General features: G+C 64.1%; 27 protein-coding genes. 13 read left to right on the top strand and 14 right to left on the bottom strand.

Features of this window, described 5'->3' with window-relative positions; translation table 11 throughout:
• Nucleotides 1-2: 2 nt before the first annotated feature.
• Entirely contained in the window at nucleotides 3-977 is a 975-nt protein-coding gene (locus QX071_RS23240) for a LysR family transcriptional regulator (protein WP_315707037.1), read from the bottom strand.
• 107 nt (nucleotides 978-1,084) lie between these two features.
• Here QX071_RS23240 and QX071_RS23235 point away from each other — a divergent pair, with 107 nt between their 5' ends.
• From QX071_RS23235 to QX071_RS23225, 3 genes are all read left to right on the top strand, one after another.
• Nucleotides 1,085-1,519 (top strand): DoxX family protein, encoded by a 435-nt coding sequence (locus QX071_RS23235; protein WP_315707038.1) that lies wholly within the window; start codon nucleotides 1,085-1,087, stop codon nucleotides 1,517-1,519.
• A gap of 173 nt (nucleotides 1,520-1,692) precedes the next feature.
• Nucleotides 1,693-2,166 (top strand): DsrE family protein, encoded by a 474-nt coding sequence (locus tag QX071_RS23230; protein WP_315707039.1) that lies wholly within the window; start codon nucleotides 1,693-1,695, stop codon nucleotides 2,164-2,166.
• The gene (locus QX071_RS23225) at nucleotides 2,159-2,773 is read left to right on the top strand and encodes a TlpA family protein disulfide reductase (protein WP_315707040.1); all 615 of its coding nucleotides are present in this window, start codon (nucleotides 2,159-2,161) and stop codon (nucleotides 2,771-2,773) included. Before QX071_RS23230 ends, QX071_RS23225 begins: the two co-directional genes overlap by 8 nt.
• Nucleotides 2,774-2,798: 25 nt before the next feature.
• Here the strand turns inward: QX071_RS23225 and QX071_RS23220 are convergent, their stop codons facing one another.
• The 3 genes from QX071_RS23220 to QX071_RS23210 form a co-directional block, all read right to left on the bottom strand.
• Complete coding sequence (locus QX071_RS23220; protein WP_315707041.1) at nucleotides 2,799-3,488, bottom strand: isochorismatase family cysteine hydrolase; 690 nt, start codon at nucleotides 3,486-3,488, stop codon at nucleotides 2,799-2,801.
• A gap of 94 nt (nucleotides 3,489-3,582) precedes the next feature.
• Entirely contained in the window at nucleotides 3,583-4,635 is a 1,053-nt protein-coding gene (locus QX071_RS23215; protein ID WP_315707042.1) for a S1C family serine protease, read from the bottom strand.
• A 64-nt stretch (nucleotides 4,636-4,699) separates the two neighbouring features.
• On the bottom strand, nucleotides 4,700-5,311 hold the full coding sequence (locus QX071_RS23210; RefSeq protein WP_315707043.1) for a helix-turn-helix domain-containing protein: 612 nt from the start codon (nucleotides 5,309-5,311) through the stop codon (nucleotides 4,700-4,702).
• 96 nt (nucleotides 5,312-5,407) lie between these two features.
• Between QX071_RS23210 and QX071_RS23205 the strand changes: the two genes are divergently transcribed.
• Nucleotides 5,408-5,980 carry a hydrolase gene (locus QX071_RS23205; RefSeq protein WP_315707044.1) on the top strand — a complete coding sequence of 191 codons (573 nt, stop codon included), beginning with the start codon at nucleotides 5,408-5,410 and terminating at the stop codon, nucleotides 5,978-5,980.
• Between the two features lie 89 nt (nucleotides 5,981-6,069).
• On the opposite strand, the gene QX071_RS23200 is transcribed toward QX071_RS23205, so the two are convergent.
• From QX071_RS23200 to QX071_RS23190, 3 genes are read right to left on the bottom strand one after another with little or no spacing between them, the layout of a single operon-like run.
• Nucleotides 6,070-7,323, bottom strand: a complete 1,254-nt coding sequence (locus QX071_RS23200; protein WP_315707045.1) for a cytochrome c — start codon at nucleotides 7,321-7,323, stop codon at nucleotides 6,070-6,072.
• Nucleotides 7,324-7,338: 15 nt separating this feature from the next.
• Nucleotides 7,339-9,099: a GMC family oxidoreductase gene (locus tag QX071_RS23195; protein WP_315707046.1), complete on the bottom strand. Its 1,761-nt coding sequence runs from the start codon at nucleotides 9,097-9,099 to the stop codon at nucleotides 7,339-7,341.
• Nucleotide 9,100: 1 nt separating this feature from the next.
• The gene (locus QX071_RS23190; protein ID WP_315707047.1) at nucleotides 9,101-9,868 is read right to left on the bottom strand and encodes a gluconate 2-dehydrogenase subunit 3 family protein; all 768 of its coding nucleotides are present in this window, start codon (nucleotides 9,866-9,868) and stop codon (nucleotides 9,101-9,103) included.
• Nucleotides 9,869-10,212: 344 nt separating this feature from the next.
• Between QX071_RS23190 and QX071_RS23185 the strand changes: the two genes are divergently transcribed.
• Entirely contained in the window at nucleotides 10,213-10,980 is a 768-nt protein-coding gene (locus tag QX071_RS23185; RefSeq protein WP_315707048.1) for a thermonuclease family protein, read from the top strand.
• A gap of 9 nt (nucleotides 10,981-10,989) precedes the next feature.
• Here the strand turns inward: QX071_RS23185 and cyoD are convergent, their stop codons facing one another.
• The 4 genes from cyoD to QX071_RS23165 form a co-directional block, all read right to left on the bottom strand.
• Nucleotides 10,990-11,388 (bottom strand): cytochrome o ubiquinol oxidase subunit IV, encoded by a 399-nt coding sequence (cyoD, locus tag QX071_RS23180; RefSeq protein ID WP_315707049.1) that lies wholly within the window; start codon nucleotides 11,386-11,388, stop codon nucleotides 10,990-10,992.
• Complete coding sequence (cyoC, locus tag QX071_RS23175) at nucleotides 11,385-12,032, bottom strand: cytochrome o ubiquinol oxidase subunit III (protein ID WP_315707050.1); 648 nt, start codon at nucleotides 12,030-12,032, stop codon at nucleotides 11,385-11,387. Before cyoC ends, cyoD begins: the two co-directional genes overlap by 4 nt.
• Nucleotides 12,033-12,098: 66 nt before the next feature.
• Complete coding sequence (locus tag QX071_RS23170) at nucleotides 12,099-12,596, bottom strand: cytochrome ubiquinol oxidase subunit II (protein WP_315707051.1); 498 nt, start codon at nucleotides 12,594-12,596, stop codon at nucleotides 12,099-12,101.
• Nucleotides 12,548-12,928: a hypothetical protein gene (locus QX071_RS23165; protein WP_315707052.1), complete on the bottom strand. Its 381-nt coding sequence runs from the start codon at nucleotides 12,926-12,928 to the stop codon at nucleotides 12,548-12,550. Before QX071_RS23165 ends, QX071_RS23170 begins: the two co-directional genes overlap by 49 nt.
• Before the next feature lie 344 nt (nucleotides 12,929-13,272).
• On the opposite strand from QX071_RS23165, the gene QX071_RS23160 reads away from it, so the two are divergent.
• The 4 genes from QX071_RS23160 to QX071_RS23145 are packed head-to-tail and all read left to right on the top strand — an operon-like array spanning nucleotide 13,273 to nucleotide 16,551.
• The gene (locus QX071_RS23160; RefSeq protein WP_315707053.1) at nucleotides 13,273-13,764 is read left to right on the top strand and encodes a DUF305 domain-containing protein; all 492 of its coding nucleotides are present in this window, start codon (nucleotides 13,273-13,275) and stop codon (nucleotides 13,762-13,764) included.
• Nucleotides 13,765-13,773: 9 nt separating this feature from the next.
• Complete coding sequence (locus QX071_RS23155; protein WP_315707054.1) at nucleotides 13,774-15,228, top strand: YncE family protein; 1,455 nt, start codon at nucleotides 13,774-13,776, stop codon at nucleotides 15,226-15,228.
• Nucleotides 15,229-15,256: 28 nt separating this feature from the next.
• Entirely contained in the window at nucleotides 15,257-15,781 is a 525-nt protein-coding gene (locus QX071_RS23150) for a sigma-70 family RNA polymerase sigma factor (RefSeq protein WP_315707055.1), read from the top strand.
• Nucleotides 15,778-16,551, top strand: coding sequence for an anti-sigma factor (locus QX071_RS23145; RefSeq protein ID WP_315707056.1), 774 nt, complete (start codon nucleotides 15,778-15,780; stop codon nucleotides 16,549-16,551). Before QX071_RS23150 ends, QX071_RS23145 begins: the two co-directional genes overlap by 4 nt.
• A 12-nt stretch (nucleotides 16,552-16,563) precedes the next feature.
• On the opposite strand, the gene QX071_RS23140 is transcribed toward QX071_RS23145, so the two are convergent.
• Nucleotides 16,564-17,895 (bottom strand): sorbosone dehydrogenase family protein, encoded by a 1,332-nt coding sequence (locus QX071_RS23140; RefSeq protein ID WP_315707099.1) that lies wholly within the window; start codon nucleotides 17,893-17,895, stop codon nucleotides 16,564-16,566.
• Nucleotides 17,896-17,981: 86 nt separating this feature from the next.
• Nucleotides 17,982-19,769 carry a chloride channel protein gene (locus QX071_RS23135; RefSeq protein ID WP_315707057.1) on the bottom strand — a complete coding sequence of 596 codons (1,788 nt, stop codon included), beginning with the start codon at nucleotides 19,767-19,769 and terminating at the stop codon, nucleotides 17,982-17,984.
• A 497-nt stretch (nucleotides 19,770-20,266) separates the two neighbouring features.
• On the opposite strand from QX071_RS23135, the gene dctA reads away from it, so the two are divergent.
• Both dctA and QX071_RS23125 read left to right on the top strand, forming a co-directional pair.
• Nucleotides 20,267-21,580 (top strand): C4-dicarboxylate transporter DctA, encoded by a 1,314-nt coding sequence (gene dctA / locus QX071_RS23130; RefSeq protein ID WP_315707058.1) that lies wholly within the window; start codon nucleotides 20,267-20,269, stop codon nucleotides 21,578-21,580.
• A 268-nt stretch (nucleotides 21,581-21,848) separates the two neighbouring features.
• Entirely contained in the window at nucleotides 21,849-22,766 is a 918-nt protein-coding gene (locus tag QX071_RS23125; RefSeq protein ID WP_315707059.1) for a PepSY-associated TM helix domain-containing protein, read from the top strand.
• A 70-nt stretch (nucleotides 22,767-22,836) separates the two neighbouring features.
• Here the strand turns inward: QX071_RS23125 and QX071_RS23120 are convergent, their stop codons facing one another.
• Nucleotides 22,837-23,544: a TetR/AcrR family transcriptional regulator gene (locus tag QX071_RS23120; RefSeq protein ID WP_315707060.1), complete on the bottom strand. Its 708-nt coding sequence runs from the start codon at nucleotides 23,542-23,544 to the stop codon at nucleotides 22,837-22,839.
• Between the two features lie 127 nt (nucleotides 23,545-23,671).
• Here QX071_RS23120 and QX071_RS23115 point away from each other — a divergent pair, with 127 nt between their 5' ends.
• Nucleotides 23,672-25,204 carry an efflux transporter outer membrane subunit gene (locus QX071_RS23115; protein ID WP_315707061.1) on the top strand — a complete coding sequence of 511 codons (1,533 nt, stop codon included), beginning with the start codon at nucleotides 23,672-23,674 and terminating at the stop codon, nucleotides 25,202-25,204.
• Nucleotides 25,201-26,316 (top strand): efflux RND transporter periplasmic adaptor subunit, encoded by a 1,116-nt coding sequence (locus QX071_RS23110; protein WP_315707062.1) that lies wholly within the window; start codon nucleotides 25,201-25,203, stop codon nucleotides 26,314-26,316. The genes QX071_RS23115 and QX071_RS23110 overlap by 4 nt, the downstream gene beginning before the upstream one ends.
• Nucleotides 26,317-26,351: the final 35 nt, after the last annotated feature.

Here is a 26,351-nt window from a genome sequence, read left to right as displayed (position 1 = left end):
CATCAGGCCCGTCTCTTGCCTTTGCTGATCACCGGGCGCCGCTTCGCCATCATGACGTCTGCTGGCTGCGTGGCGGATGAGACTGCGGCAGCCTGTTTCATGCGCGGATCAGCGGCAATGAAATCGATGAAGGTCCGCACCTTCGCCGAGAGATATTTCCGACTTGGATAGACCGCATACAATTGTGCCTCGATCGTGGTCCATTCCGGCAGCACCGGCTCAAGCCGCCCGGCTGCGAGATCGTCGGCAATCAGCCAGATTGGCAGCACAGCAACCCCCATGCCCGCCACGGCGGCGTGATGCAGCAGGGTCTCGTTGCCGCTGAGCAGCACGTCCTTGAGTGCAAGCGTCACCTCGCCGTCAGGGCCAGGCAGCGTGATCTCGCGCACGGGATAATGCGCATATTTCAGAAAGGCGTGGTGACCAAGGTCGGCCGGCGCCTTCGGACGGCCCGCAGACTCGAGATAGTGCGGCGAGGCAACGAACTGCATGATGATCTTGGTCAGCGGTCGGGCGATCAGGCCTTCATCGAGTGAGGGCGTCACCCGTAGGGCAAGGTCGAATCCTTCATCGATCAGGTTCACCAATCGGCCGCTCAGATCGATATCAAGCTGAACCTCTGGATGGAGCGAGCGATACTCCGCAAGCGCACGCGCGAAATGCGGATTGGCGAACCACACGGGAGCACTCAGCTTCAGGCTCCCACGCGGAATCACGGTGGCCCTGCTCACGACCGCTTCGACTTCGTCGAGCGAGTCCAGCATCTGACGGACTTGCTCGAAATAGACCATGCCCGCTTCGGTCAGGCCGACGCGCCGGCTGGTCCGGTTGAGCAGCCGCGTCGACAGCCGTCGTTCGAGCTGCATCACATGCTTGGAAGCCATCGCCGGTGACAGTCCCAGTCGGTCGGCGGCCGCCGCAAAGCTCTTGAGCTCGACGACTTGGCAGAACACCCGGATGCTGACCAGTGTATCCATCTATCATCAACCAATAGGAAACGATCACTCAACCGTTAGCATAATGATTAAACCAGAAGAAATCATCAATCTTGGTCCAACATTGCAATCCCTTCTGGAGACCGATCATGTCCAGCACCGCGACCACCGATCTTACCCCGGTCCAGCCTTCCCTTGCCTTGCGCATCGGCCTGTGGATCGCCCAAACCCTGATCTTCCTGCTGTTCGGCTCAGCCGGTCTGATGAAGCTGCTGACGCCGATTCCGCAGCTTGCGGCGATGATCCCCTGGGCCGGCGATCACTCCGAGAGTTTCGTGCGGCTGATGGGCTTGATCGACCTGGCCGGCGGCATTGGCATCCTGCTGCCCGCGCTGACCCGCATCATGCCTGGGCTCACGGTGCTCGCAGCCTTGGGCTGCGCGACCTTGCAGTGCTTTGCGATCGTCTTCCACGTCTCGCGGGGCGAAGCTGCAGTCACGCCGCTCAATCTGGTGTTGCTCGGGCTGTCGCTGTTCGTACTGTGGGGACGCAGCCGCAAGGCGCCCGTTCAACCGCGAAGCTAGAGCATGATCCGGAAAAGTGGAAACCGGTTTTCCGAAAAGATCATGCTCAATCAAAGAGATGAGATCGTGATGCGATTCTTTCTGATCGCATCATGATCTCAAGATCTCCGCGCCAAGGCGTGCCGACGACGACCCGCCATCGTCGGCCATTTCTCACGACGAGACCCGTTTCGATGAGTGACCCGACAAGCGATCTTTCACGACGCGGCTTCCTGGCCGGAGCACCGGCGGCGATCGGGACGGCAGCGCCAACCGTCCCCGTCCTCGCTCCTCGTCGCGCAGGCTCCGGGATCGTCATCTTGATCGACAGCAACGATCCGCATGTGATGGGGCACGCCATCAGCTACTCCGCCAATCTTTCCAAGCATTTTGCCAGCAAGCGACAGAGACTGCCGATCGAGGTCGTCGCCAATGGCTCAGGCATCGACGTGTTTCGCGCCGACAAGTCGCAGCTCAAGGAGCCGCTGGCGGCCGTGCGCCAGATGTATCCCAACATCGCCTTCAGCATGTGCGCATCATCGAAAGCGATTGCGGAGGCCAAGGAGAACATGACCATCCAGCTGATCGAAGGCGCGCAGCTGGTGCCATTCGGAATCGGCCGCGTCGCCGAACTGCAGATGAAGGGCTGGGCCTACATCCATGGCTGATCAGCTCGCATCGCTGGCGATGGGCCGGGCACGGCGGCAGCTGCTGCTGGACGGCGCCGGGATCGGCCTCGCCCTGCTGCTCGCCGGGCGCGTGCGCGCGGAGGAGCCGAACCCGCCGGTGTTCGGCACCGCGCGCAGCCAGTTCATCATCGTCCGGCCCCGCAAGCCTCTTGCGCCCCTCCGGCTTCAGGACCTGAACGGCAAGGCCATGGTGCTCGCGCCGAAACCGGGACACGTCACGCTCGTCAATCTGTGGGCGACGTGGTGCGCGGCCTGCAAGACCGATCTGCCGATGCTCGCCAAGCTCGACCACATGCAGTTGCCGCGGCTCGACGTCTGGGCCGTCTGCACCGACCAGCGCGACTTCAGGACCATCCGACGCTATGCCCAGGAGGTCGCAATGCCCCGCCTCTCCTTTGCCGACCCGGATGCGTCGGCAACAGATCCGGCCAATCCCGACGCATCCACTTTCGTGCTGACGGCGATGCCGATCACCTATCTGATCGGGACCGGCGGTCTGATCGAGGGCTACATCACGGGTGCTCCGGAATGGCTGTCGGCACCCGGTCAGGCCCTGCTCCGCTACTATCTCGATCAGCCGGCTTGAGATCGCAGCTCCGAAGCCATCGCGATCAGGACGTCATCGCGTGCAGAACGTCGCCGGACTCCGCGACCCAGCCGAAGATGCCGCCCTGGGCCTTGATCATCTTCAGGCCCATGTCGTGAAATTCGGGGAAGTACGAGGCGCAACCGTCCGCGATGACGACGCAGCGATAGCCGCGGTCATTGGCCTCGCGCACGGTGGTGTTGACGCAGACCTCGGTGGTCACGCCGCATACCAGGAGGTTGCGGATTTCGTGCTGCTTCAACACGTCGCCGAGCTCGGTGGCGTAGAACGCGCCCTTGCCCGGCTTGTCGATCACGACTTCTCCCGGAAACGGATAGAGCTCGGGAATGATGTCGTGACCCGGCTCGCCGCGAATGAGAATGCGGCCCATCGGACCGGGATCGCCGATCCGCAAGGACGGCGCGCCGCGCTCGACCTTGGCCGGCGGCGCGTCGGAGAGATCGGGCAGATGGCCCTCGCGGGTATGGATGACCAGCATGCGCATGTCGCGGGCGGCATCGAGCAGCTTGGCGATCGGCTGCACCGCGCGGCCAAGCAGGGAAACGTCATTGCCGAGCGTCTCGCCGAAGCCGCCGGGCTCCATGAAGTCGCGCTGCATGTCGATGATTAGAAGGGCGGTCTTCGGCCAGTCGAGATTGATCGGCTCCGGCTCGGCGATAACAGTTGCCGTGGCTGATGGCGCGTAATCCGTCATGGCCGAAAATCCCCCTGCGAGAGCGAGAGAATAAGGCCTCAACGAAGCAAGCGCCATGCCATCGCGTGGCAATCACCACGTCCGCAAGGAGACATCACGAGGCGAGCGGCTGCCGCGCGGCCGGCTTGCGCTCGACGGGGTGGATGTCGATGCCGCGCAGCCGTCCGAGCCGCAGCACGTCCATCGCCAAGGTCCGGCCGATGCGATCACGGTCGAGCACGCGGATCAGGTCGTCGACGCCGTTGATCTCGACGCCGTCGAGCTTGATCACAACGTCCCCCGGCAAGAGGCCGGCGCGGGCCGCCGGACTGTCCGGCTCGATCTGCATCAAGAGCGCGCCCATCTTGTTCTCGACACCAGCCAGCACCGCATGCCGGCGCGGGATCGGCGCGGTCTGCCCGGAGACGCCGATATAGGCGCGGCGCACGTAGCCGTGGCGGATGATCTCCGACAGCACGAACTGCGCGGTGTTGCTGGCGACTGCAAAGCAGATGCCCTGGGCGCCGGAGATGATGGCGGTGTTGATGCCGATCACCTCGGCCGCAGACGACACCAGCGCGCCGCCCGAATTACCGGGGTTGAGCGCGGCGTCGGTCTGGATCACATCCTCGATCATGCGCCCCGAGACCGAGCGGATCGAGCGGCCCAGCGCCGAGACGACGCCCGCGGTCACCGTCGATTCGAAGCCGAGCGGATTGCCGATCGCGACCACGAGCTGGCCGCGGCGGAGCTTCTTGGAATTGCCGAGTGCCGCATAGCGGAGGTCACGCGCATGGTTGGCACGCAACAGCGCAAGGTCCGTGTCGGGATCGACCCCGAGCACCTGCGCATCGGTGACCACACCTTCGGTGTCTCGCAGCCGGATGACCTTGGAGTTGCCGACCACATGGCTGTTGGTCAGCACGAGACCATCAGGCGAGATCACGATGCCCGAGCCAAGCCCACCGCGCTCGCCGCGACTGCCGGCAGTCGTCCCTGCTTTGGGCCCGGTCTCGACGCGCACGACCGCAGGGCCGACACGCTCGGTGACATCGATGACGGCGTTTGAATAGGCGTCCAGCAGCGCCTGATCGTTGGCGGGCGACGCGTCAGACGCTTGCGCCGGAGACACGCCGTCGCCGGGAAAATCAGAGGTAAAGTCCAACATGGCGAAATTTCCTTCGCCACGTCAGATGGGTAGCAAGCCGAGACAGCGCAAGAGCACAGTTCGGTCACGACCGCATGATGCGTGCAGCGATATACACCTCGATCAGCCGTCGGGTTTCGGCGCGCACATCGTCGTCGGCCCATTCGGCATTGATGGTGATCACCTTGACGAGACCGAGCAGCACCTTCGCCCTCACCTCCAAATCTCCGATCGACAGCTCAGGATTGGCAGCGCTGACGATCGAGCGCAGGCGGTCCAGCATCAGCGTGCGGATGCGGGCGCGCTGAGCACCGGTGTTGCTGCGCGCCTCCACCAAGGTCACCGCTGCGGAGCGTTCGATTGCGCGCGCCTCGATCGTGTCGCAGATGCCGGCCGCCAACTCCGCCGCGGAAAGGCGACCTGCCCGCTCGGCCAATTCAGCCAGCTCGGCTTCGAGGCGCTCGCCATAGCGCGCGAGCAGCGCATCGGCCAGCAGCTCCTTGGTCGGAAAGAAGCGGTAGAGCGAACCGATCGCAGTCGCCGAGCGCGCCGCGATCTCGGTCATGGTCACGGCGTCGTAATCCCGCGCCGCGAATAGCGCGGTTGCGGCGTCCAAGATGGCGGCGACGCGCAAATGGCCCCGCTGTCGCGTGGGCTGAGCGGCCGCTGGGACCTCTCTTGACTTTTGCGAGGACATCCTCAACTATCCCTATTTGAGGGGCTCCTCAAATATAGCCTATCCGCCCCGGCGGTCACCTCCTTCGATCGCCGGGTGAACTGAAAGCCGTTCCTCATGATCACGCTCGATCCCCAAACCACCGCACTGGTCTTGATCGATCTTCAGAACGGCATCGTCGGCCTGCCCCTCGCTCCCCGTCCCGGCACGGAGGTCGCGCAACGCGGCCGCGAAGTGGCCCGTCGCTTCCGCAGCGCCGGATCAGCGGTCGTGCTGGTCGGCGTGGACTTTGCACACGATTTCGCCGACGCACCGTCGCAGCCGGTCGATCAGCCGATGGCCCGGCCTGAAGGCGGCCTGCCGGAAAACTGGGGCACATTGGTCGATGATCTCAAGCAGGCGGGAGACCTCACCATCGTCAAACGACAATGGGGCGCGTTCTACGGCACTGAGCTCGATCTGCAGCTGCGCCGCCGAGGCGTGAAGACGATCGTGCTTGGCGGCATCGCGACCAATTTCGGCGTGGAGTCCACGGCGCGCCTGGCCTGGGAGCACGGCTATGCTGTCGTCATCCCGGAAGATCTCTGCACCAGCGTGTCGGCAGAGCTGCATCAGCTGGCCGTGCGCCATATCTTCCCGCGCATCTCGCGCGTCACCCGGAGCGATGATCTCGCCTTTGCGGCGGCCTGAGTGGCCCGCGGCGGCGCCTCCAAATAAAAAATCCATCACGGCGATCTCGTTCGCCGTGATGGATCGATCGTTACGCGCGGCGTAGCGGATCAGTCCGCCGCGCCGGTCACTTTGGCGCGAATGCCCTTGACCGTATCGGCCGTCACCGGCGAAGCCGCATTGCCCCAGCTGTTGCGGACATAGGTGACGACGGCTGCGATCTGCTCATCGCTCAGCCGATAGCCGAACGAGGGCATGGTGGGAGCGGTCGGATGCGTATCCGTCGCCGCCGCCTGGCCGCCGGTGACCACGATATGGACCAGCGAGGCCGGATCCTCCTGGGTCGCGATCGTGGCGCCCGCGAGCTTCGGGAAGACGTGCGGAATGCCATCGCCACTGCGGACGTGACAGGCCGCGCAGGTGTCGATGAAAATCGCCTCGCCCACCTTCATCCGGCTGTCGCTCGCCGCCAGCGGGCTCGGGGCCGACGGGCCGACCGCGCCGCGCTCCTTGAGATACACCGCCATGGCCTTCAGGTCGGCGTCCGGCATCTTGGCGGTCGAGTTCTCGACCACATCCTTCATCGGCCCCGAGGCGATCACACCGCGCGCCTGCCCGGTCTTCAGATATTGCACGACCTCATCGACCGACCACTTGCCGAGCCCCGCCTGCGCATCGTTGGTGATGTTGGGCGCGGTCCAATTGTCGACCACGCCGCCCTGCAGATAACGGTCAGCCTTGTTGGCGCCGAAAGCGTTCAAGGGAGTGTGGCAAGCACCGCAATGGCCGAGGCCGTCGACCAGATAGGCGCCGCGATTGTACTCCTCCGACTTGGTCGGATCGGGCTTGAACTCGCCGGGCGTGAAGAACAGCCCGTTCCAGACCGCCATCGAGCTGCGGATATTGAACGGGAACGGCAGCGTGCTGCGGTTGACGCTGTTCGACACCGGCTCCAGCGAGCGCAAATAGGCGAAGATCGCATCCGAATCCGCCCGCGTCACCTTGGTGTAGGCGGTGTAGGGAAACGCGGGATAGAGCCGCGTTCCGTTCGGGCGTTTGCCCTCGTGCATGGCGTGCGCGAAATCGTCGGCAGTCCAACTGCCGATGCCGGTCGGATTATCAGGCGTGATGTTCGGCGTCATGATGGCGCCGAACGGAGTCTGCAGAGCGAGCCCGCCCGCGAACGGCATGCCGCCCGGCGCGGTGTGGCAGGCGACGCAGTCGCCGGCCGTGACCAGCGCCTTGCCGCGCGCAAGCTCGACGGAGTTGTCGGGGTCCGCGAGCACAGCGCTTGGAAGCGCCAGCATGGCCAAGGCAAGCCATGGGCGCAGGCGGCCCAAATGGCCTGTGTGTTGTTGCTTCACGATCGAGCTCATTTGCTACACCAGTGCCCCAGGCGATTTCAGATATTTGTTCTGGATGGCATCGAGCGCCCAATAGGTCAGCGCGCCGACGGTGCCGGTCGGGTTGTAGCCCGCGTTCTGCGGGAACGTGCAGGCGCCCATGACGAACACGTTCGGCACGTCCCAGGACTGCAGGTAGCGGTTCAGCACGCTGGTCTTGGGATCGGCGCCCGCCACCGCGCCGCCGGTGTTATGCGTGCTCTGATAGGGCACGACGTTCCACGGCGTGCGCAGGTGGTTGACCTGCGTCGTCTTGGCTCCCATCGCCTTGGCGATCTCGTCGCAGCGCTCGGCCATCCAATTGGCCATCTTGATCTCGTTCGGCTGGAAGTCGAACGTCATGCGCATCAATGGCCGGCCGAACTGATCCTTGTAGGTCGGATCGAGGTCGAGATAGTTGGCGCGGTAGCTCATCACGCTGCCCTGCGCGCCGAGGCTGACGACCCGCTGATAGGTCTCGCGCACCGTCTTCTTCCAGGCGGAGCCCCAGGTCGGGGTGCCGCGCGGTGTCGGGTGGTACATGATCGGACGGCCGTTGGTGTAGCCACAGGTGATGTTGGCGCCGCCAACGAAGCCATGCGGGCCGTGGTCGAAATTGTCGCTGTTGTAGTCGTCGATCGCCGCGCCGAGCGAGCCGGCGGCAGCGAACGGATTGAAGTTGACGTTCTCGAAGAACGCCGTCGAGCCGGAGCCGGTCTGATAAGCGTAGTTTCGGCCGACCACACCCTCGCCGCTCGCCGCGTCATAGGGCTTGCCGATGCCGGACAGCAGCAGCAGCCGCACGTTGAACAGGCCGTAGGCGCAGAGCAACACCAGATCGGCGGGCTGCTCCCACTCCTGGCCATTGGCGTCGACATAGGTGACGCCCTTGGCGGTCTTGCCGTCGCCGCTGAGGTTGACCTTCATCACCTCGCATTCGGTACGCGCCTCGAAGTTCGGCTCGCGCACCAGCGCCGGCAGCACGCAGGTCTGCGGCGATGATTTCGAGTAGTTGGCGCAGCCGAAGCGCTCGCAGAAGCCGCAATAGGTGCAAGGCGCCATGCTGCAGCCATACGGATTGGTGTAGGCGGTCGAGATGTTCGCGGACGGACGCGGGAACGGATGCAGGCCCATCCCGCTCGCCGCCTTCGTGAACAGGTCCTGGGCATAGCCCTGCTTCAGCGGGGGCGTCGGATATTCGCGGGTGCGCACACCCTCGAACGGATTGCCGCCGGGCTGGACCGCGCCCTTGAGATTGCCGGCCTTGCCCGAGATGCCAAGCGTATATTCGAACCTGTCATAGAACGGCTCGAGCTCATCGTAGCTCATCGGCCAGTCCTGAATCTGGTGCCCCTCTGGCATGATCTTCTCGCCGTAGCGCTCGATCATGTGGCTGCGGATGCGGAAATCATCGGGGAGGAAGCGCCAGGTGTGGCCGTTCCAGTGCGAGCCGGCGCCGCCGACGCCATTGCCCGGCAGGAAGCTGCCCCAGCGCCGAATCGGCAGCGCGGTCTGCGACGAGTTGTTGCGCATGGTCAGTGTTTCCTGCCGCGGGCGCAGGAAGATGTCGTGACGGACGGCGTAGCGCAGCTCATCCGGTGCGGTGCCGATGTTGAAGTCGGTGGCAGTGTCGCGCCAGGGGCCGCGCTCGATGGCGACGACATTGAGGCCGGAGCGGGCGAGCTCGAGCGCCAAGATCGATCCGGTCCAGCCGAGACCGACGATGACAACGTCCTTGTGTGGAAGACGGCGGGCCATGTCAGCGTTCTCCCCAGGCCTGACGGCCCTGCATGCTGACCGGAGGCAGCGTGTACGGTTTGTTCGGATTGTCGATCACATCGCGATAGTCGTAGCGGACACCGGGGAAGCCGATCAGCTTCCAGCCCGCCATGTCCTTGTTGCCGCCATAGATCGGATCGGCGAAGAAGCCTTCCATGGTATTGGCATAAACGGTGCTGAACAGCATGCGGCTGGAGAAGCCCTCGAACTTCACATCGCCCTTTTCCATACCGGAGAGCAGCTTCTCCTTCTCCTCATTGGTGAGGTCGATGAAGCCGCGACCTGCGTAGTTCGCCTTGCAATAGGCCGCGAGCGCTGCAAGCCCCTGGCGATATTGCTGGCGCGGCGTGAGCGGCGATTGCAGGCCTTGCGTCGGCAGCGGATTGGACGAGAACGGTCCCTGCATATAGAGCCAGTCATGACCGCCATAGGGGCCGGTCAGCTGACGGTCGATGAAGGTGGTAACGCCCGCATCCTTGGCGCCAGGCCCGAGTTCGTCGGTCGGAATCAGGCGGTCGACGATGGCGTCGACGACAGCGGCTTCATCCGCGGTGAAGAACAGCCAGCCGCCGGGCACCACCGGCGTCACCGGATAGACTTCGTTCGGCCGCCAGGGCAGCACCTTGGTGACGACCTTGGCGGTCGCCCCGGATGTCGTAATCAGCAACGCAGCCGTTGCGAGCAGGCTCCGGCGTGACATGCCGGCGTGTTTCGGCTTCTCCGCCGGCGGCGCAAACTTTGCGCGCATCAACGAACGATCGTCGGTTTGCATCATTTAACCCCCCGCCGGGCCTCGATGGATGGTCCGGTCGTGCCGCTTTCTTTAGACAGATTCGTAAACAAATCCGTTGCGAACCGAATGCAATTCGCTCATGGCGCTCTGCGCTCCAACGCCGCGCGCCTAACGTGGCGCACACATGCGTGCCCGCTTGCCCACTCAGTTCCGGATTTCGGGGCTACTCGCGCAACTATGACCCGAGATTCGAAACGCACTCGCTCCCTCGGTGCCGATGCAACCGTCATGACGCAGCGATTGGTTCTGCGACGCTCTGATGTGCTAGCGTGTGACCGGCATGGACCAAGGGGGAAGGCATGCGCGCGCCGAGCCGGCTTTTTGCATTTTCGTTGATTTTTATTTTGCTCGAAGCGAGCGGCCCGGCAGCGGCCGCAAGCGCCATCGTGAAAGATGGAGACACCATCCAGCTTGGGAACACCGTGTTTCGGCTCGACGGCGTTGATGCGCCTGAATTCGACCAGCTCTGCATCGACGATCACGCTGATTCATGGACCTGCGGCATCGAGGCGCGGGACCAACTCGCCAAGCTGATCGGCGGCCGCCCCGTGCGCTGCGATGATCTCGGTCCGGATAAGGCGCGCAAGGGCCGTCGCATCGGCGCCTGCTTCATCGAGAGTGATGCCGTGAGCCTCAATCAGCAGATCGCGCGCGCTGGCTTCGCCGTCAGTGCCGAACCAGCCGCGAAGGTTCACGTCAAGGACGACGTGGCCACAGCCAAGGACGGCGGGCGCGGCATCTGGAAGGGCTGCTTCGTTACCCCAAGCGAATTCCGCAGCGATAAGAAGGACGGCCCGCTGCTCGGCGCCTCCTGCCGCGCCGACCGCGACCGCGAGATTCGTGCCGTGCTGTTTCCGGACGCGCCGGCCATGCCGCCGGGCTGCAGCATCAAGGCCAAGTTCGCGGTGCGGGCGCGGTTCACCGGCAATGTCGGCGTCTACCATCTGCAGGGGTGCCCGAGCTATCCCGCTCTGGCCGAGCCCGATCGCTGGTTCTGCTCGGAGGATGACGCCCGCGCTGCCGGCTTCCGGCGTGCCTTCAACTGCAGGGAGCCAAAGAGCAAGTAAACTCAGTCCCTATCTTTGCATCTGCATCAGCTGATCCATCGGCATCATGTTGTGGTTCAGATGCGACATGATCCAGAACAAACCACCGACGACCAGAAACACGATCAGGAGCCCGACCGCCAGCGCCAGCACGTTGTTGGTGTTGTCGGGCCCGGTCGTGATGTGCAGGAAGAACACGAGGTGCACGCCCATCTGTGCGATCGCGAGCACGATCAACGCAACCGGTATCGACGGCTGCCAGACCAGGTCCGTATTGGCAATGAAGAACGACGTGGCGGTGAGTAACAGCGCAAGCGCGAGGCCGACGACATAGCCGAGCAGGCGCGAGCCTAAGCTCATGGGCTCCTCTTCACCCGGTGCGAGGTCGCCATGATGGCCGAGGGGCTCGTAGTCCAAATGCTCGCTCATGCCGCGGTCCCCATGAGATAGACGACGGAAAAGACGGCGACCCAGATGATGTCCAGCGCGTGCCAGAACAGCGCAAAGCAGAGGATGCGGCGCTGGATGTCGGCGCGGAATCCTTTGGCGACCACCTGGGCCATCATGGTCAAGAGCCAGAGGATGCCGGCGCTGACGTGCAGGCCATGGCAGCCCACCAGCGTGAAGAAGGCGGTCAGAAAGGCGCTGCGGCTCGGACCGTTGCCGTGCGCCACCAGATTTGTGAACTCGCGTGCCTCGAGCAACAGGAAGCCGGCACCGAGCACGGCGGTCACCGCCATCGCGATCTGAAACCACAGCGCGTTGCGCATGTCGGCGGCGATGCTCGCCATGCCGCAGGTAAAGCTCGACAGCAGCAGCAAGATGGTTTCGATCGCGACGCTTCTCTGGTCGAACAGCTCCGCTCCGCCGGGACCGCCGGCCGTCTGCCCCACCAGCACCGCGTAGCTGGCGAAGAAGCAGGAGAACATCACGATGTCGGAGAGCAGGAATATCCAGAAGCCGAATCCGGTCACGATCCGCTTCGGTGCCGGCCCTCCATGCTCGGTGACGCGCAACTGATGCGGGTCGGCATTGGCTCCAACGCTGACCGCCGCAGTTGCCGTCATCGCCATGATGCATCTCCTGCCCAGCCGCGCCGAAATGCAGAAAACGGGCGAGATAGCGGGATCTGAACAAGCTCACCTGACATTGCGGGCTCCGCCCTCCGGCCTCACCTCGTTCGCGCTCATCTGCGGTCCTGGTGCCGGAGCAATCTTCTGGGTTGCGATCTTGCCGAACAATTCGGGATCATCGAGGCGATAGGTCTTCGTCTTCTCGATCGATTGCTGTGCAAGCTTCTTGTAGGCGGTCTCGTCGAGCACCTCGGTACTACGCGCCGTCGACTGAGCCCAGTCGTCGAACGCCACCTGCGACATCACCTGGGTGTCGAACATCATCTCGGGAAAGCCGTCGCCGCTGAATTGCGCAGCCAGGCCCTTGTAGGTCCCCTCCTCGTCCGCACGCAGCTCGAGCCGCGTGACCATGCCGTTCATGGTGTAGATCATGCTGCCGAGCTGCGGGATGAAGAAGGCGGTCATGACGCTTCCCGACGTGAGCTCGAAGCGCAGCGGTGCCCCGACAGGCACGGTCAGGTGATTGACGGTTGCGATCCGCTGATCCGGATAGATAACAGCCATTTCCAATCGAGCGAGACAACCTGGATACGGATCGGCACGCCGGTGCCGGGCACCGGTTTGCCGGGATCGAGCTCATGCGAACCGATCCAGGCAACGCCACCGAGCAGGATGATGGTGAGCGTCGGGATGAACCAGACCACCATCTCGATGCGGCCCGAATAGGCAAAGTTCGGCATGTAGCTCGCCCTGGCATTGGACGCGCGATACCAGAAGGCGAACACGAAGATCGCAATGATCGTCGGGATGATGATCGCGAGCATGATCGCGACCGAGTCGATCAGGAGGATCTTTTCGGCCGCGGCGATCGGTCCTTGCGGATCAAAGATGTTCATGCGCCCGTCAATTCCCACGGCGGCCCCTGGCGACAAACGTTGTGGCGCACGGCTGGTTCCTATGCGCCTTGTCATCGACTGACTGGCCGCTCCCGGGAGGGGCTGCCGCCCGCTCTATCCGTTTGAGCCTGCTGCAATCTTCCGGTTGCGCCCCCGGCCGCACCTCCGCTCGGACGATAGCCGCGGAAAAATGGCGTGACGGACGGAATAGAAGCGGACCGCCAGCGTCATCATCCGTGCCATCCGACATGGAGTTTGAGATGCCCCACCCCGTTCCGCATCTGGCATGCCCCCGCAGCGCGCGGTCCGCGCCGGTCCACCTGAAGCCGTCCTGGAGCTGATCCATGTGGCGTTGTCTCAGACCAACTTCTGCCAAGGCCATCTTTGCCGCGCGCGTGCTGATCGCATTTGCGCTGCCTCCCCTCGTCTTTGCGCATGAAGCGCATCCCGGCCACGCGATCGCCGCCTCGACCGAAGAACGCGCATTCCTCGACGAAAATGACGCCGCCATGACCAAGATGATGAACGACATGGCGGCCAAGCCATTCGGCGACATCGATCGGGACTTCACCGCGATGATGATCCCGCATCACCAGGGCGCGATCGACATGGCGGTGATCGAGTTGCGCTATGGCAAGAACGAGCAGCTCAGGCGCATCGCGCAGGAGATCATCGTCGATCAGTTGCAGGAAATCGACGCCATGAAGCTTGCGATCGGCGAAGCCGTGACCACCGCAACGCCAGCGCCCACCCAACCGGCGCCGGCCTCAATCCCCACCGCTTCCTCCGGCCACCATAACGGCATGCCAATGACCATGTCGCCAGACATGAAATAGGAGTCCATCATGAACGCCCTGAAGACCGTCTTTCTGGCCGGCACCGTGCTTGCGCTGTGTCCCGCCGCGTGGGCCGGACAAGCCCCTGGCACCCTCGCCGCGTCCGAGGTTCCGATCAGCCATCACGACCGCGTCTATGCCGCGGAACAGTTCTCCAACACGGTCTCCGTGACCGATCCCGTCGACAACAAGCTGCTCGGCGTCATCAAACTGGGCGATCCGCAGCCTGGTAATTTCAGCCCGCTCTACAAGGGCCAGGTGCTCGTGCACGGCATGGGGTATGCGCCCGATCACCGCACGCTCGCGGTGGTGTCGATCGGCTCCAATTCCGTGACCTTCATCGACACGGCGACCAACGCGGTCAAGCACATCACTTATGTCGGGCGCTCCCCGCACGAAGCGTTCTACACGCCCGACGGACGCGAGGTCTGGGTCACCGTTCGCGGCGAGGACTACGTCTCCGTGATCGACGCCAAGACGTTCGAGGAGAAGGCGCGTATCAAGATGGCGAACGGTCCCGGCATGCAGATCTTCTCACCCGACGGCAAATACGGCTATGTCTGCTCGTCCTTCACCCCGGAGACGGCGGTGATCTCGGTCGCCGAGCACAAGATCGTCGCCAAGGTGAAACAAGAGAGCCCGTTCTGCCCGAACATCGCCGCGACGCCGGACGGCAACCAGGTCTGGTTCACGCTCAAGGATGTCGGCCGCACCCAAGTGTTCGATGCCAAGCCGCCGTTCAACCTGCTCAAGACCATCGACACCGGTCCGATCACCAACCACGTCAACTTCGCCCATACGCCCAAGGGCACGTTCGCCTATGTCACCGTCGGTGGGCTGAACCAAGTCAAGGTGTTCCGCACCGATGACTTCTCGCAAGTCGCGACCATCCCGGTCGGCAATCTGCCGCATGGCGTGTGGCCGTCCGGCGACGGCAGTCGCATCTATGTCGGGCTGGAAAATGCCGACGCGCTCGCGGCGATCGACACCGCGACCAACACGGTGATCGCGAACGTCCCGATCGGACAGGCGCCACAGGCCATCGCCTATGTCTCCAACGCCGCACCGAATGCGGACGATCGCCAGAATCTGCAGCCGATCGGCGTCGCCGGTCAGGTCGCGCATCTGACGCTCGCGCCGAAGGAGCGCGTCAAGGAGGGCAGCGGAGCAACCAGCGTGTCGCTGTTCGATCAGGGCCTGATCCAGATCCTGCAGGCTTCGGTGACGGGGCTGCAGCCGAAGCAGAAATACGTGTTGGCGCTCGCCGAGCGCGCCGACGGCACTGGATCGCTGCAACCGCTGTCTTCCTTCATGACAAATCCGGCGGGATCGGCGATCGTGAATGCGGCCGGTCCGATCCGCCAGATCGTGGCGCAGCCGCGGGGTGCCGAGCGGCGCTATCTGGTGATCGCATCGGGCGAGCCGGCGACGCCGGGCGCCGTGGTGCAGATCCAGGCCGAGTGAGCGGATCAAGGCGGCGGAGCTGAGTTCGATGGAACAGATGCTACGAGAGGTCGAGCCGCTGATCCCGGCGCTCCGCCGCTACGCCAGGGCGCTGATGCGCGACCGCGCCAGCGCCGACGATCTGGTGCAGGACTGCCTGGAGCGGGCCATCAGCCGCTGGTCGCAACGGCGCGATGGCGAGGTCCGCTCGTGGTTGTTCACGATCCTGCATCATCTCGCGATCGATCGCTTCCGCCAAACGAAGACGCGAGGGGTCCATATTGCGCTTGAAGAGACGCTTGAGGGCGAGTTCGGCGCCGCAGCCACGCAGGATCAGAACCTGATGTACCAGGACGTGCTCAACAAGCTCGCCAACCTGCCGGACGATCAGCGCGCGGTACTACTGTTGGTTGCGGTGGAGGATCTGTCCTATGCCGAGGCTGCCAAGGTCCTCAACATCCCCGTCGGCACCGTGATGTCGCGGCTGTCGCGCGCGCGGGAGCGGCTGCAGCGGGAGATCGAGGGAACGGCGTCTCTGTCCGGCAATGTCGTGCCACTTCGGAGCGTGAAATGAACCAGCGTCCGATCGCGGAAGATGACCTCCACGCCTATGTCGATCATGCGCTTGCGCCGGAACGGCGCGCCGAGGTCGCAGCCTATCTGGAGGACCACCCCGACATCGCCAAGCGCATTCTCGGCTATGCCGACCAGCGCGAACGGCTGCGCGCGGCGCTGGCGCCAGTGGCCGACGAGCCGCTGCCCGCCACGCTCAATCTCGCGCGCATGATCGAAGCGCGCCGGCGCCGCCGCTTGCCACTGCAATGGGCCGCCGCCGCGGTACTGCTGCTGTGCATCGGCGGCATCGGCGGCTGGGTGGCGCGCAACTCGCTGCAGCCTGCCCCTGGCGGGCTGATCGCGCTCGCGCAGGAGGCCACCGATTCCTATCACGTCTATGCGCCCGACCATCTGCGTCCGGTGGAGCTTCGCGCCTCCGACACCGCGCAACTGACGCGATGGGTCTCCGACCGTCTGCACCAGCCGGTGAAGGTGCCGGACCTCGCCGCTGCGGGTTACCGGCTGATGGGCGGACGTCTGGTCCCGACGTCGCATGGCCCCGCCGCGATGTTCATGTACGACGATGACCATGGCGACAGGCTGGTGATGCTGACGCGGCCGATGAACAAGACCGATCAGAACGCGCCGATGATGGCGCAATCGAGGGGCGATGTCGGCGGCCTGGTCTGGGCCGATGCCGGCATCGGCTATAGCCTGGTCGGCCAGGCGCCGGCCGAATCCTTGCGCCCGATCGCAAACGAGGTACGCAAACAGGCGCGCGAGATTTGAGCGTGATCAGGATCAGCGGCTCACGCGCCAGATCGTGCCGTTGCCGTCCTCGGAGATCAAAAGGCTGCCGTCGCGCGCGACCGCGACGCCGACCGGCCTGCCCCAGACCTCGCGGTCATTGATGACAAAGCCGGTGACGAAATCCTCATATTCACCGGTCGGCTTGCCATCCTTCAGGCGGATGCGGATCACCTTGTAGCCGGTGCGCTTGGACCTGTTCCAGGAGCCGTGCTCGGCGGCAAAGGCATCGCCGCGATAGTCGGGGGGAAACAGGCTGGCGTCGTAGAAGGTCAGGCCGAGCGAGGCCGAGTGCGCCTGTAGCAGCACGTCGGGAACGGTGATCTTGCCCTTCAGATCGGGCCGCGCCCCCTCATGCCGCGTGTCCAGATTGTCGCCGATATAGTACCAGGGCCAGCCGTAGAACCCGCCCTCCTTCACGCTGGTCACATAATCAGGCACGAGATTGTCGCCGAGCCCGTCGCGCTCATTGGTCGAGCACCAGGGCGCGCCGGTCGCGGGCTGGATCGCGAGGCCGACGCAGTTGCGGATGCCAGCGGCGTAAAGCGTCTGATTCTTGCCGTCCGGATCGAAGGCAAGGACGGCGGCGCGGTTGGTCTCTTCGCCCCAGGCGGCGCCGAGCGTATGCGCGCTGCTCCATGCCGCGAGGCCGCCCGGCGGCTCGCCCATCCCTTCCCCTGCATTGCCGACGGAGCCGACCGACACCAGCATGCGCTTGCCGTCCGGCGTGAACACGATGTCACGGGTGGAATGGCCATAACCGGCCGGCAGATTGGCAACCACCGTCTCCGGCGCGCCGGAGGCCTTCATGTCGCCCGCGTGATAGGGAAAGCGCACCACACTGCCGGTGTTGGCGACGTAAACCCATTGCGGGTCCTTTGCTGGAAAGAATGCGATGCCGAACGGGTGATTGAGCCTGTCGGCGAAGATCTCGCTGGAAGCCGGCTTCGATCCGTCGTCGCTCGGGCGCAGCACGCGGATACGGTTCGCACGCGTCTCGGCGACGAAGACATCCCCGTTGGGCGCCACGCGCATGATGCGCGGTCCACTCAGACCTTCGGCGAACAGCGCGACTTTGAATCCTTCCGGGGCCTGCGGTGTGGCAGAAGCCGGCCGCGCCACCACGCGCGAAACATTGGCAGCCGATGGCGTGGCGCCGGGCTTTGGCAGGTCCTCGGGGCGGATCAGGCGGATGGTGCCGGGTACATCGTTCTGCCAGCTGCCGAACGCATCCTTGCCCTTGAGCACGGCGGGCTCGGCTGCGGCTGCGGCGATCGTCAGCCCGGCAACTGCCGCTGCAACCAAAGCCCGAACACATCCCACCATATCGTCGTTGCGCGTCATCGCCCCTCAAGCCGCGGTTGCCGCCAATGTTCCTGCTGACGAGATCACATATTGCGCGCGTGACGCCCTTACGACAGCGCACCCAGCACGCCACGCGTCGCCTGGTCGATCTCCTCGACATAGCGGCGGCGCGCGAAGGATTCGGTGAGGAATCCGATCACCTTGCGGCTGTTCTCGGATTCCAGCACCGCGAGCACCTCTGCGCCCTCGTCGTCGAAGATCTTCATCGCGGTCTTGACATTCATTTCGGGCAGCAACGCGACATCGATATATTTGGCGAGTTCGACCACCTGGATGTCGTCCGCGATCGAATCAAGCTCCCCGGAGAACAGGTCCGGCAACGACACCAGCCCGCAATAATCGTCACTGTTGTTGACGACAATGATCGCCTGGCGCGAGCCGAGCACGAATTCGCGCCGCGCAGCCGCGATCGTGGTGGAGGTCGGACATTTGGCGACGTCGGTGCGCATCAGGCGCTCGACCGTCAGGTTGCGCAGCCAGCCGACATCGTTGGCGCTGCGGATGGTCTCGCCGCGCAGATGCAGGCGCCAAGTCGAGAACGAATGCCCGAACATGAAGCGGACGCAGATGCTGGTGACGATGCAGGCGGCCAAAACCACCGCGGTGACGTCGACGCTGCGCGTCATCTCCAGCACCAGGAACGACATGGTCAGCGGACCGCCGACGATCGCCACGCCCAGCGTCGCCATGCCGGTCAGCATCGCCACCATGGGATCGACGGCGAAGCTTGGAAGGACGATGGCGAGCAGCGCGGCGAACAATTTGCCGAGCAGGCTGCCGATGAACAGCGAGGCGAAGAACAGGCCGCCGCGAAAGCCGGAGGCCAGCGAGATCAGGCAGGCCGCGAGCTTGAGCACGATGATGGTGGCGATCATGCCGGCCGCCATCTCGCGATGCAGGTCGAGTAGCATGGCGCCGTGACCGGCCGCCAACACCTGCGGCGTGACGATCGCCATCGCGCCGACGCAGACGCCGCCGATCGCGGGCCTCAGCCAGACCGGAATCCGTACGAACAACCGTTCGACCGCCGGCGAGGAGCGCATCACGACGATGCCGATGCCGCTGACGATCAGGGCCAGCACGATGAAGGCCAGATATTGCTCGAGCCCGACCGAGCCAACCTTGGCGATCTCCAACGAATAGGGTGCGCCGGCGAGATATTGCGAGGTCAGTGCGCCGGATAGCGAAGCGGCCAGGATCGGCGCCGCGCTGCCGACGGCATAGACGCCGACGATCAGCTCGCAGGCATAGAAGGCGCCGGTGATCGGCGCGCCGAAGGCCGCGGCGATCGCAGCCGCCGCGCCACAGCCGACAATCAGGCGCATGTCATTGCGCCGGAGCGTCAGATATTGTCCAAGCAGCGACGCTAGGCCGGCGCCGATCTGGGCGTAGCCGGCCTCGAGGCCGACAGATGCGCCGGAGCCATTGGAGACCAGCGTCTGGCCGGTCACCACCACGCTGTCGCGCATGGACAGCCGTCCGCCACGCAGCGCGTTGGCCTCGACCGGGTCGACGGCGGCGCCGAGCTTCCAGCGCCGGCGCAGCCATTCCATGATACCGAGCACCAAGCCGCCGCAGGCAGGCGCAATCACTGCAATCACGGGATTGACCCAGGAGTTGGCGCTCAGGCGGACGTCGATCGGAATGCCGAAGATGAACACATGGGCAAACTGCGCGAGCAGAGTGATCACCGTCACGGTGGCCCCCGTCGCAACCCCGATCACCAGCGCCAACGGAATCAGGTAAAACTCGTTGCTGCGCAGCAGCGCGCGCAGCCTGGTCACAAACCGGTTAGGCCCCTTGCGATCGATGATGTGTGCGAATGTCGACAGCACGAGCAGCCATTTATTCTATGGATCGGCCTCATCTGAGGCCATAACCCGCTATTTTCCAGCGAACAAGCACGAATTCCTTCTTCATCCCGCAAAGGTTATCGCGCGATCAAGACGCCCGACCACCATCCGGACGGTAGGAAAGACTTTCGCTCCAAAACACAATCTCAGCGACCTTTAAAAAAGCGGAATGTCCCTGTGATTGTATCATTCTCGACATGCGGCGCGACCGGGGCCCAAGGTTCACCCCCAAAACTTACACCTGAGACTCGCAAACGAGCGTCTCCGCTGCAATGCCAACCGTAACGCACGGGGCTCGTTCCATTGTCCTTTCCCGGCGCCGCCACGCTTGCCGGCTGCCCTCCGCTTTCGGAACCGGCGTCCCTCGGCCGGATCGTGCATCGGATTTGACGCCCCTGCCCGAAGCTTTAATGAAGGCTGGCCCACCCGCAGCGCGGTGTCGGCGCATGGCGACAAGCAAACCCTGACGAGAACTGGTGATGACCGCATCGACCCTGGCTGCCGAGAGCAAAAGCAGTCCGCGCCGCGCCTGGTGGAAGGAGCTGTGGATCCAGGTGCTGATCGCGATGGCCGCCGGCATCGTGCTCGGCGCTGTCAGGCCCGAGCTCGGGGCTCAGATGCAGCCGCTGGGCGATGCCTTCATCAAGGCGATCCGGATGCTGATCGCGCCGATCATCTTCTGCACCGTGGTCAACGGCATCGCGCATATGGCCGACATGGCCAGGGTCGGCCGCGTCGCTGTCAAGGCGCTGATCTATTTCGAGGTGATCACGACCTTCGCATTGATCATCGGGCTTGCAGCGGTGAACCTGTGGCAGCCCGGCGCCGGCATGAATATCGACCCCGCCACCATAAACGCCAGCGTGGTCGAGCCCTATGTGAAGCAGACGGCGGCGGTCGGCCTGGTGCCGTTCCTGCTCAACATCATTCCGCACAGCTTCGTCGGCGCCTTCGCCGAAGGCAACATCCTGCAGGTGCTGTTCATCTCCGTTCTCTGCGGCTTCGCGCTGATCTGGCTCGGCGAGCGCGCCAAGGTCGTCACCGACGTGATCGACGTCGGCGGACAGATGATCTTCGGCATCGTACGGATCGTGATGTGGGCGGCCCCGCTCGGCGCCTTCGGCGCGATCGCCTTCACCGTCGGCAAGTTCGGACTCGGATCACTTTCCTCCCTCGGCCGCCTGCTCGGTGGCTTCTACGTGACCTGCATCCTCTTCATCGCGGTCGTGCTCGGGCCGATCGCCGCTCTCTCCGGCTTCAGCCTGTGGAAGCTGATCCGCTACATCAGGGACGAGATCCTGGTCTGCATCGCCACCACCTCGTCCGAGACCGTGCTGCCGCGCATGCTCGCCAAGATGGAAGCATTGGGCTGCGAACGCAGCATCGTCGGACTCGTGATCCCGACCGGCTATTCATTCAATCTCGACGGCACCTGCCTCTACCTCGCGACGGCAGCCGTGTTCCTGGCGCAGGCCACCAACACGCATCTTGATATCGAGCACCAGATCGGCCTGTTGATCATCCTGCTGGTCACATCCAAGGGCGCTGCCGGCATCGCTGGCGCCGCCTTCGTCGTGCTCGCCGCAACGCTCGCCGCCACCGGCACGATACCGGTTGCGAGCGTCGCGCTGGTGCTCGGCATCCACCGGCTGATGTCGCAGGGCCTGACGCCGACCAACCTGATCGGCAATGCGGTCGCCACCGTGGTCATCGCGCGCTGGGAGAATGCGCTCGATCACGAGCGCCTCAAGCGGGTGCTCAACGCCGGCGAGGTGCCGGCTGCGACGAATTGAGAATCGTTCTCGCTTAATAGGACGGATCGCAACTGCATCGGACATGATGCAGATCAAGCGGCGCATGACGCAAAATTAATATCTTTGTTCTTCTCCAGCCGCCGTCGCTCCACTAGTTCTGTGGCACAGCAATCGAGTCGCTGTGCCAGCCGGTCACAACTAACAGACACGAACAGAAACGGCGGCTACACAAACAGGCGGGGAGGAAGCGCGCAGCAGGGCAGCACGATCGCGTCGCAGGATGGCGACGATCCTTCGGGAGACGACGATGAACAAGCAATTTCTGCTCAAGCTGCACCGCTGGATCAGCCTGACGTTCGCAGTGCCACTGCTCCTGATCATTACGACCGGCCTGATCCTGTCATTCGAGCCGATGGTCCAGGTCGCAGCGGTGAAACCGCAAGCGATCGATGCGACACGCGTGATCGACCTGATCCGGCAGTATGATCCTGACGGCAAGGCGCGCGGCATCACCATCGACGCAGCGGCACAGCATCTGACCTTGCAGGGCACCCCGGGCGCCGAAATCGATCTGACCAACGGCGGCTTGACGTCGAAGCCGATGACGTCGAGCCTGTTCAGATGGGCGCGCATGATGCACGAGCATCTGATCGCGATGTCCTGGCTGGTGATCGCTTCCACCGCCGCCATGGCCATCGTGATGCTGATCGGCATCTTGATGGGACTGCCGAGGCTGCGCAAAACGCTGTCCGGCTGGCACAAGGGCATCGCCTGGTTCACCCTGCCGCTGATCCTGCTGAGTCCGCTCACCGGCCTGTGCATGGCGTTCGGGCTGACGTTCCAGAGCGGCGGCGCAGCGGCGCCGGGCACACGCATCTCTCTGCCGGAGGCCGTTGCGATCGTCGCCCGAGACCATGATCTCGCAGCGGTCAACTCGATCGGCAACCGCGGCGGACGGATTATGGCGCGAGTCATCGAAGGCGATGAATTGCGCAACTACGCCGTGACCGCGGACGGCATGACAGCCCTGCCGCGCAACTGGCCACGGCTGTTGCACGAAGGCAATTGGTCGCTGATCGGCAGCGCCGCCAACCTGTTGATCTCGCTGGCGCTGCTCGCCCTGCTCGTCACCGGTGTCCTGATCTGGAGCCGCCGCCGGCTGCGGCGGCCGAATCGTCAGCGCGATCTGCCTGTACGATCAGCGATCGCATCGTCCATCACCTGACGCGAACAGCGCTCCGGGCGAACCCGGATGCGCTGGCTTTGCGAATCAGCCATTAGTTAAGGGGCGGCGTTCATTGCCGCCGTGTTCGGGTGGCGCACGCATGCGGCTTGCGATCAGCCGCTCTATAGGCTGCAAGAAAGACCTTGATGCCTCCATCGACCAGCATGCGGTATTCGGCGGGGCTCGGCGACTGCATTGACAGCGACCATTTCAGAATCAGCCGGCCCTGGATGAGTGACAGAAACTGCATCGCGGCGAGCGCGATGTCGGGAATGTGCAACAGGCCTTGCGCCTGCGCCGCGCGCAAGAAGGCCGCAACCTCTGCATCGCAGCGGTCCGGGCCAACCTTCATGAAGACATCGGCAATCTCGGGATATCGTGACGCGCAGGACATGATCAGTCGGTGCATCGCCAGGCCCCGGCCGTCCATGAAGAAGGACAGGAAGCTTCGCGCGATCGCACGCAGCTCCTTCTCCAGTTCGATCGGGCCGTCATGGGGCTTCCACAAGGGTCCGCCGACGTTCCGGCACTCGTCCTCGACAAGCGCAAGCAGCAATGTCTCCTTGTCCTGAAAGTGCGAGTAGAGCGTCGCTTTCGAAACGCGCGCGTGGCGCGCGATCGCATCCACACTGGTCGGATCGAATCCATGCGCGAGAAACAGCGTGCGCGCGCTGTCGAGAATCTGGCGGTGCTTGCGATCGGCGCGTGTCGTCTCGACGGTATCGGGCTCGTCCGCCACGCGTTGCGAGGCTGCTGCTTGGAGCTTGGATGTGGGCATGTTCCTCCTGGCACCCTTGTGACTTGACTCCACTTAGGCCACAACGCATGTTGCCGCAACAGAAACAAAACGGTTTAGTTTTATGACTGCTCCACCTCAACCCTGTGTGGTATGGCGCACCGACCGCATGCGCAGATGCGGCCGCTCGGCCGGCATCCTGCTGCCTGGGATGCTGCTGGCGTCATGCGCAGTCGGTCCGGACTTCGTTGCACCGGCGGCGCCCGATGTCACCGGCTATGTCAGCGAGCGTCGTCTGCCGACGACAGCAAGCGCGGCGACGCCGGGCGGCAACGCGCAGGGCTTTGCGCCGGGCGCCGATCTGCCCGGGCATTGGTGGACGCTGCTTCGCTCCCGACAAATCAATGCCTTTGTCGAAGAAGCCATTCGCAATCATCCGGACGTTCGGGCCGCCCAGTTCGCACTGCGCGCGGCGCGCGAAAACGCGTTGTCGCAGCAGGGATCACTGTTTCCGCAGATTTCGGCCACCGGGTCGGCGGAACATGATCAGAGCTCGACCACACAGCAGGGCGCGTGGCCGGGTCAGACATCCAACTACACCCTCTACAACGCCTCGGTCAGCGTATCCTACACGCTCGATCTCTGGGGCGGCACGCGACGCCAAGTCGAATCGCTTCAGGCGCAAGCCGACTACCAGGCCTTCACGCTCGAAGCGACTTATCTGGCGCTGACCGCCAATGTGGTGACATCAGCGATCACCGACGCATCTCTGCGCGATCAGATCGCCGCGACGGAAGACATCATCAAGGCCGAGACCGATCAGCTGACCCGCATCCAGCGCCAGTTCGATGTCGGTGCGGTGACCAAGGCCGACGTGCTGTCGCAGGAATCGACGCTGGCGCAGGCCAAAGCCACGCTGGCGCCGCTGCAGAAACAATTGGCCCAGCAGCGCAATCAGCTGATGGCCTATCTCGGTCGGCTGCCGAGCCAGGACCGCGGCGAGCACGTGACCCTCGCCGAGTTGCGTCTGCCCGGCCGGCTTCCGGTCTCGCTGCCCTCCTCGCTGGTCCGGCAGCGACCCGATATCCGCCAGGCCGAGTCGACGCTGCACAAGGCGACCGCCACGGTCGGCGTCGGTGTCGCCGACCTCTTGCCGCAGGTCACACTGTCCGGCAGCTACGGCGCGAACGCGCCGGAGCGGCTGTTCACGCCGACCACGATCGTCTGGAGCGCGGCCTCGAGCGTCACGCAGAAGCTGTTCGACGGCGGCACGCTCTATCACACCAAGGAAGCGGATGTCGCGACCTTCGAGCAGGATCTGTCGTTGTACAAGAGCACTGTGATCACCGCGTTCCAGAACGTCGCGGACTCACTGCGTGCCGTCCAATACGACGCCGAGGCGCTGAAGGCCGATGCCGCCGCGGAGAAAGCCACCGCCGACAGCCTTGCGATGTCGATCGAGCAGTTCAAGACCGGTGCGATTCCTTACGCCAACGTCATCACCGCCCAACAGAACTATCTCAACGCGCGCGTGACCCGAATCAAGGCCCAGGCGACGCGCTTCACCGACACCGCGGCGCTGTTCCAGTCGCTCGGCGGCGGCTGGTGGAAACGCAACGATCAGACGCCGGATTCCGTGCCGCGCGCAAACCCCGGCTATTTCTCAGGTCCCGACCGCAATTCCCAGGAAGCAATGCGATGATCAAACGCATGACAATCATGCTCGCCGTGATGGGCCTCTTGTTCGGCGGCCTCTACGGCTTCCAGGTCTTCAAAGGCGTCATGATCAAGAAGGCGATTGGTGCCATGGCCAACCCACCGCAAACCGTCTCCACTGTCGTCGCCGCCACGGCGCCCTGGCAGTCCTCCTTGACCGCCGTCGGATCCCTGCGCGCCGTCAACGGCGCGGATCTTGCGCTACAAGCCTCCGGCATCGTGCAGAACATCCAGTTCAACTCCGGTGATACGGTCGCAGCAGGCCAGCCGCTGTTGCAGCTCGTCGCGACCGACGACATCGCCAAGCTGCAGTCGCTGGAGGCGACCGCCGAGAATTACGCGATCGTGCTCAAGCGCGACCAAGAGCAGATCAAGTTCAGCGCGGTGAGCCAGGCGACGCTCGACAGCGACAAGGCAAATCTGAAGAATGCCCAGGCGCTGGTCGAGCAGCAGAAGGCGATCGTGGAGCAGAAGACGCTGAAAGCTCCCTTCGCCGGCCGGCTCGGCATTCGCGCCGTCGACCTCGGGCAGTATCTGAGCGCCGGCACCAGCATCGTCACGCTGCAGAGCCTCGACCCGATCTATGTCGATTTCTACCTGCCGCAGCAGGCGCTCGAAGTCATCAAGATCGGCGAGGATGTCACGACGAAGGTCGATGCTTATCCCGGTGAGCGCTTCACCGGACAGATCAGCGCCATCAACTCGAAAGTGGATTCGACCAGCCGCAATGTGCAGGTGCGCGCGACGTTACACAACGACCCCGCCCGCCTGCTGCCCGGCATGTTCGCCAAGGTCGAGATTGCCGTCGGCAAACCGGAACAGCTCGTCACCGTGCCGCTGACTGCTGTCGTCAACAACCCCTATGGCGATCTCGTCTATGTCGTCGACAATCTGAAGGACGGCCAGGGCATCGCGCGGCAGATGTTCGTCAAGACCAAGCCGGCCAAAGGTGACCACATCGTCGTGACCGAAGGCGTGAAAGCGGGCGAGACGGTGGTGATCGCGGGTCAGCTCAAGCTGCGCAACGGCAGTCCGGTCAAGGTCGACAATTCCCACGTGCCGGTCGCGGAGACCGCGCCTGATATCGTCGATCAATAAGACCGGCATCGTCTCCCAAGCGACGGATTGAGAGC

The sequence above is a fragment of the Bradyrhizobium sp. SZCCHNS1022 genome (assembly GCF_032484835.1).
Taxonomy (GTDB): domain Bacteria; phylum Pseudomonadota; class Alphaproteobacteria; order Rhizobiales; family Xanthobacteraceae; genus Bradyrhizobium.
The sequence above is the reverse complement of the archived record's forward strand: the minus strand, read 5'-3'. Positions and strand labels throughout refer to the sequence as shown.

Excerpts from the sequence above, each read along its gene's own strand:
- QX071_RS23240 (WP_315707037.1), bottom strand. The coding sequence starts at position 977 with ATGGATACACTGGTCAGCATCCGGGTGTTCTGCCAAGTCGTCGAGCTC.
- QX071_RS23235 (WP_315707038.1), top strand. The coding sequence starts at position 1,085 with ATGTCCAGCACCGCGACCACCGATCTTACCCCGGTCCAGCCTTCCCTT.
- QX071_RS23230 (WP_315707039.1), top strand. The coding sequence starts at position 1,693 with ATGAGTGACCCGACAAGCGATCTTTCACGACGCGGCTTCCTGGCCGGA.
- QX071_RS23225 (WP_315707040.1), top strand. The coding sequence starts at position 2,159 with ATGGCTGATCAGCTCGCATCGCTGGCGATGGGCCGGGCACGGCGGCAG.
- QX071_RS23220 (WP_315707041.1), bottom strand. The coding sequence starts at position 3,488 with ATGACGGATTACGCGCCATCAGCCACGGCAACTGTTATCGCCGAGCCG.
- QX071_RS23215 (WP_315707042.1), bottom strand. The coding sequence starts at position 4,635 with ATGTTGGACTTTACCTCTGATTTTCCCGGCGACGGCGTGTCTCCGGCG.
- QX071_RS23210 (WP_315707043.1), bottom strand. The coding sequence starts at position 5,311 with ATGTCCTCGCAAAAGTCAAGAGAGGTCCCAGCGGCCGCTCAGCCCACG.
- QX071_RS23205 (WP_315707044.1), top strand. The coding sequence starts at position 5,408 with ATGATCACGCTCGATCCCCAAACCACCGCACTGGTCTTGATCGATCTT.
- QX071_RS23195 (WP_315707046.1), bottom strand. The coding sequence starts at position 9,099 with ATGGCCCGCCGTCTTCCACACAAGGACGTTGTCATCGTCGGTCTCGGC.
- QX071_RS23190 (WP_315707047.1), bottom strand. The coding sequence starts at position 9,868 with ATGCGCGCAAAGTTTGCGCCGCCGGCGGAGAAGCCGAAACACGCCGGC.
- QX071_RS23185 (WP_315707048.1), top strand. The coding sequence starts at position 10,213 with ATGCGCGCGCCGAGCCGGCTTTTTGCATTTTCGTTGATTTTTATTTTG.
- cyoD (WP_315707049.1), bottom strand. The coding sequence starts at position 11,388 with ATGAGCGAGCATTTGGACTACGAGCCCCTCGGCCATCATGGCGACCTC.
- cyoC (WP_315707050.1), bottom strand. The coding sequence starts at position 12,032 with ATGGCGATGACGGCAACTGCGGCGGTCAGCGTTGGAGCCAATGCCGAC.
- QX071_RS23170 (WP_315707051.1), bottom strand. The coding sequence starts at position 12,596 with ATGGCTGTTATCTATCCGGATCAGCGGATCGCAACCGTCAATCACCTG.
- QX071_RS23165 (WP_315707052.1), bottom strand. The coding sequence starts at position 12,928 with ATGAACATCTTTGATCCGCAAGGACCGATCGCCGCGGCCGAAAAGATC.
- QX071_RS23160 (WP_315707053.1), top strand. The coding sequence starts at position 13,273 with ATGTGGCGTTGTCTCAGACCAACTTCTGCCAAGGCCATCTTTGCCGCG.
- QX071_RS23155 (WP_315707054.1), top strand. The coding sequence starts at position 13,774 with ATGAACGCCCTGAAGACCGTCTTTCTGGCCGGCACCGTGCTTGCGCTG.
- QX071_RS23150 (WP_315707055.1), top strand. The coding sequence starts at position 15,257 with ATGGAACAGATGCTACGAGAGGTCGAGCCGCTGATCCCGGCGCTCCGC.
- QX071_RS23145 (WP_315707056.1), top strand. The coding sequence starts at position 15,778 with ATGAACCAGCGTCCGATCGCGGAAGATGACCTCCACGCCTATGTCGAT.
- QX071_RS23140 (WP_315707099.1), bottom strand. The coding sequence starts at position 17,895 with ATGGTGGGATGTGTTCGGGCTTTGGTTGCAGCGGCAGTTGCCGGGCTG.
- dctA (WP_315707058.1), top strand. The coding sequence starts at position 20,267 with ATGACCGCATCGACCCTGGCTGCCGAGAGCAAAAGCAGTCCGCGCCGC.
- QX071_RS23125 (WP_315707059.1), top strand. The coding sequence starts at position 21,849 with ATGAACAAGCAATTTCTGCTCAAGCTGCACCGCTGGATCAGCCTGACG.
- QX071_RS23120 (WP_315707060.1), bottom strand. The coding sequence starts at position 23,544 with ATGCCCACATCCAAGCTCCAAGCAGCAGCCTCGCAACGCGTGGCGGAC.
- QX071_RS23115 (WP_315707061.1), top strand. The coding sequence starts at position 23,672 with ATGCGCAGATGCGGCCGCTCGGCCGGCATCCTGCTGCCTGGGATGCTG.
- QX071_RS23110 (WP_315707062.1), top strand. The coding sequence starts at position 25,201 with ATGATCAAACGCATGACAATCATGCTCGCCGTGATGGGCCTCTTGTTC.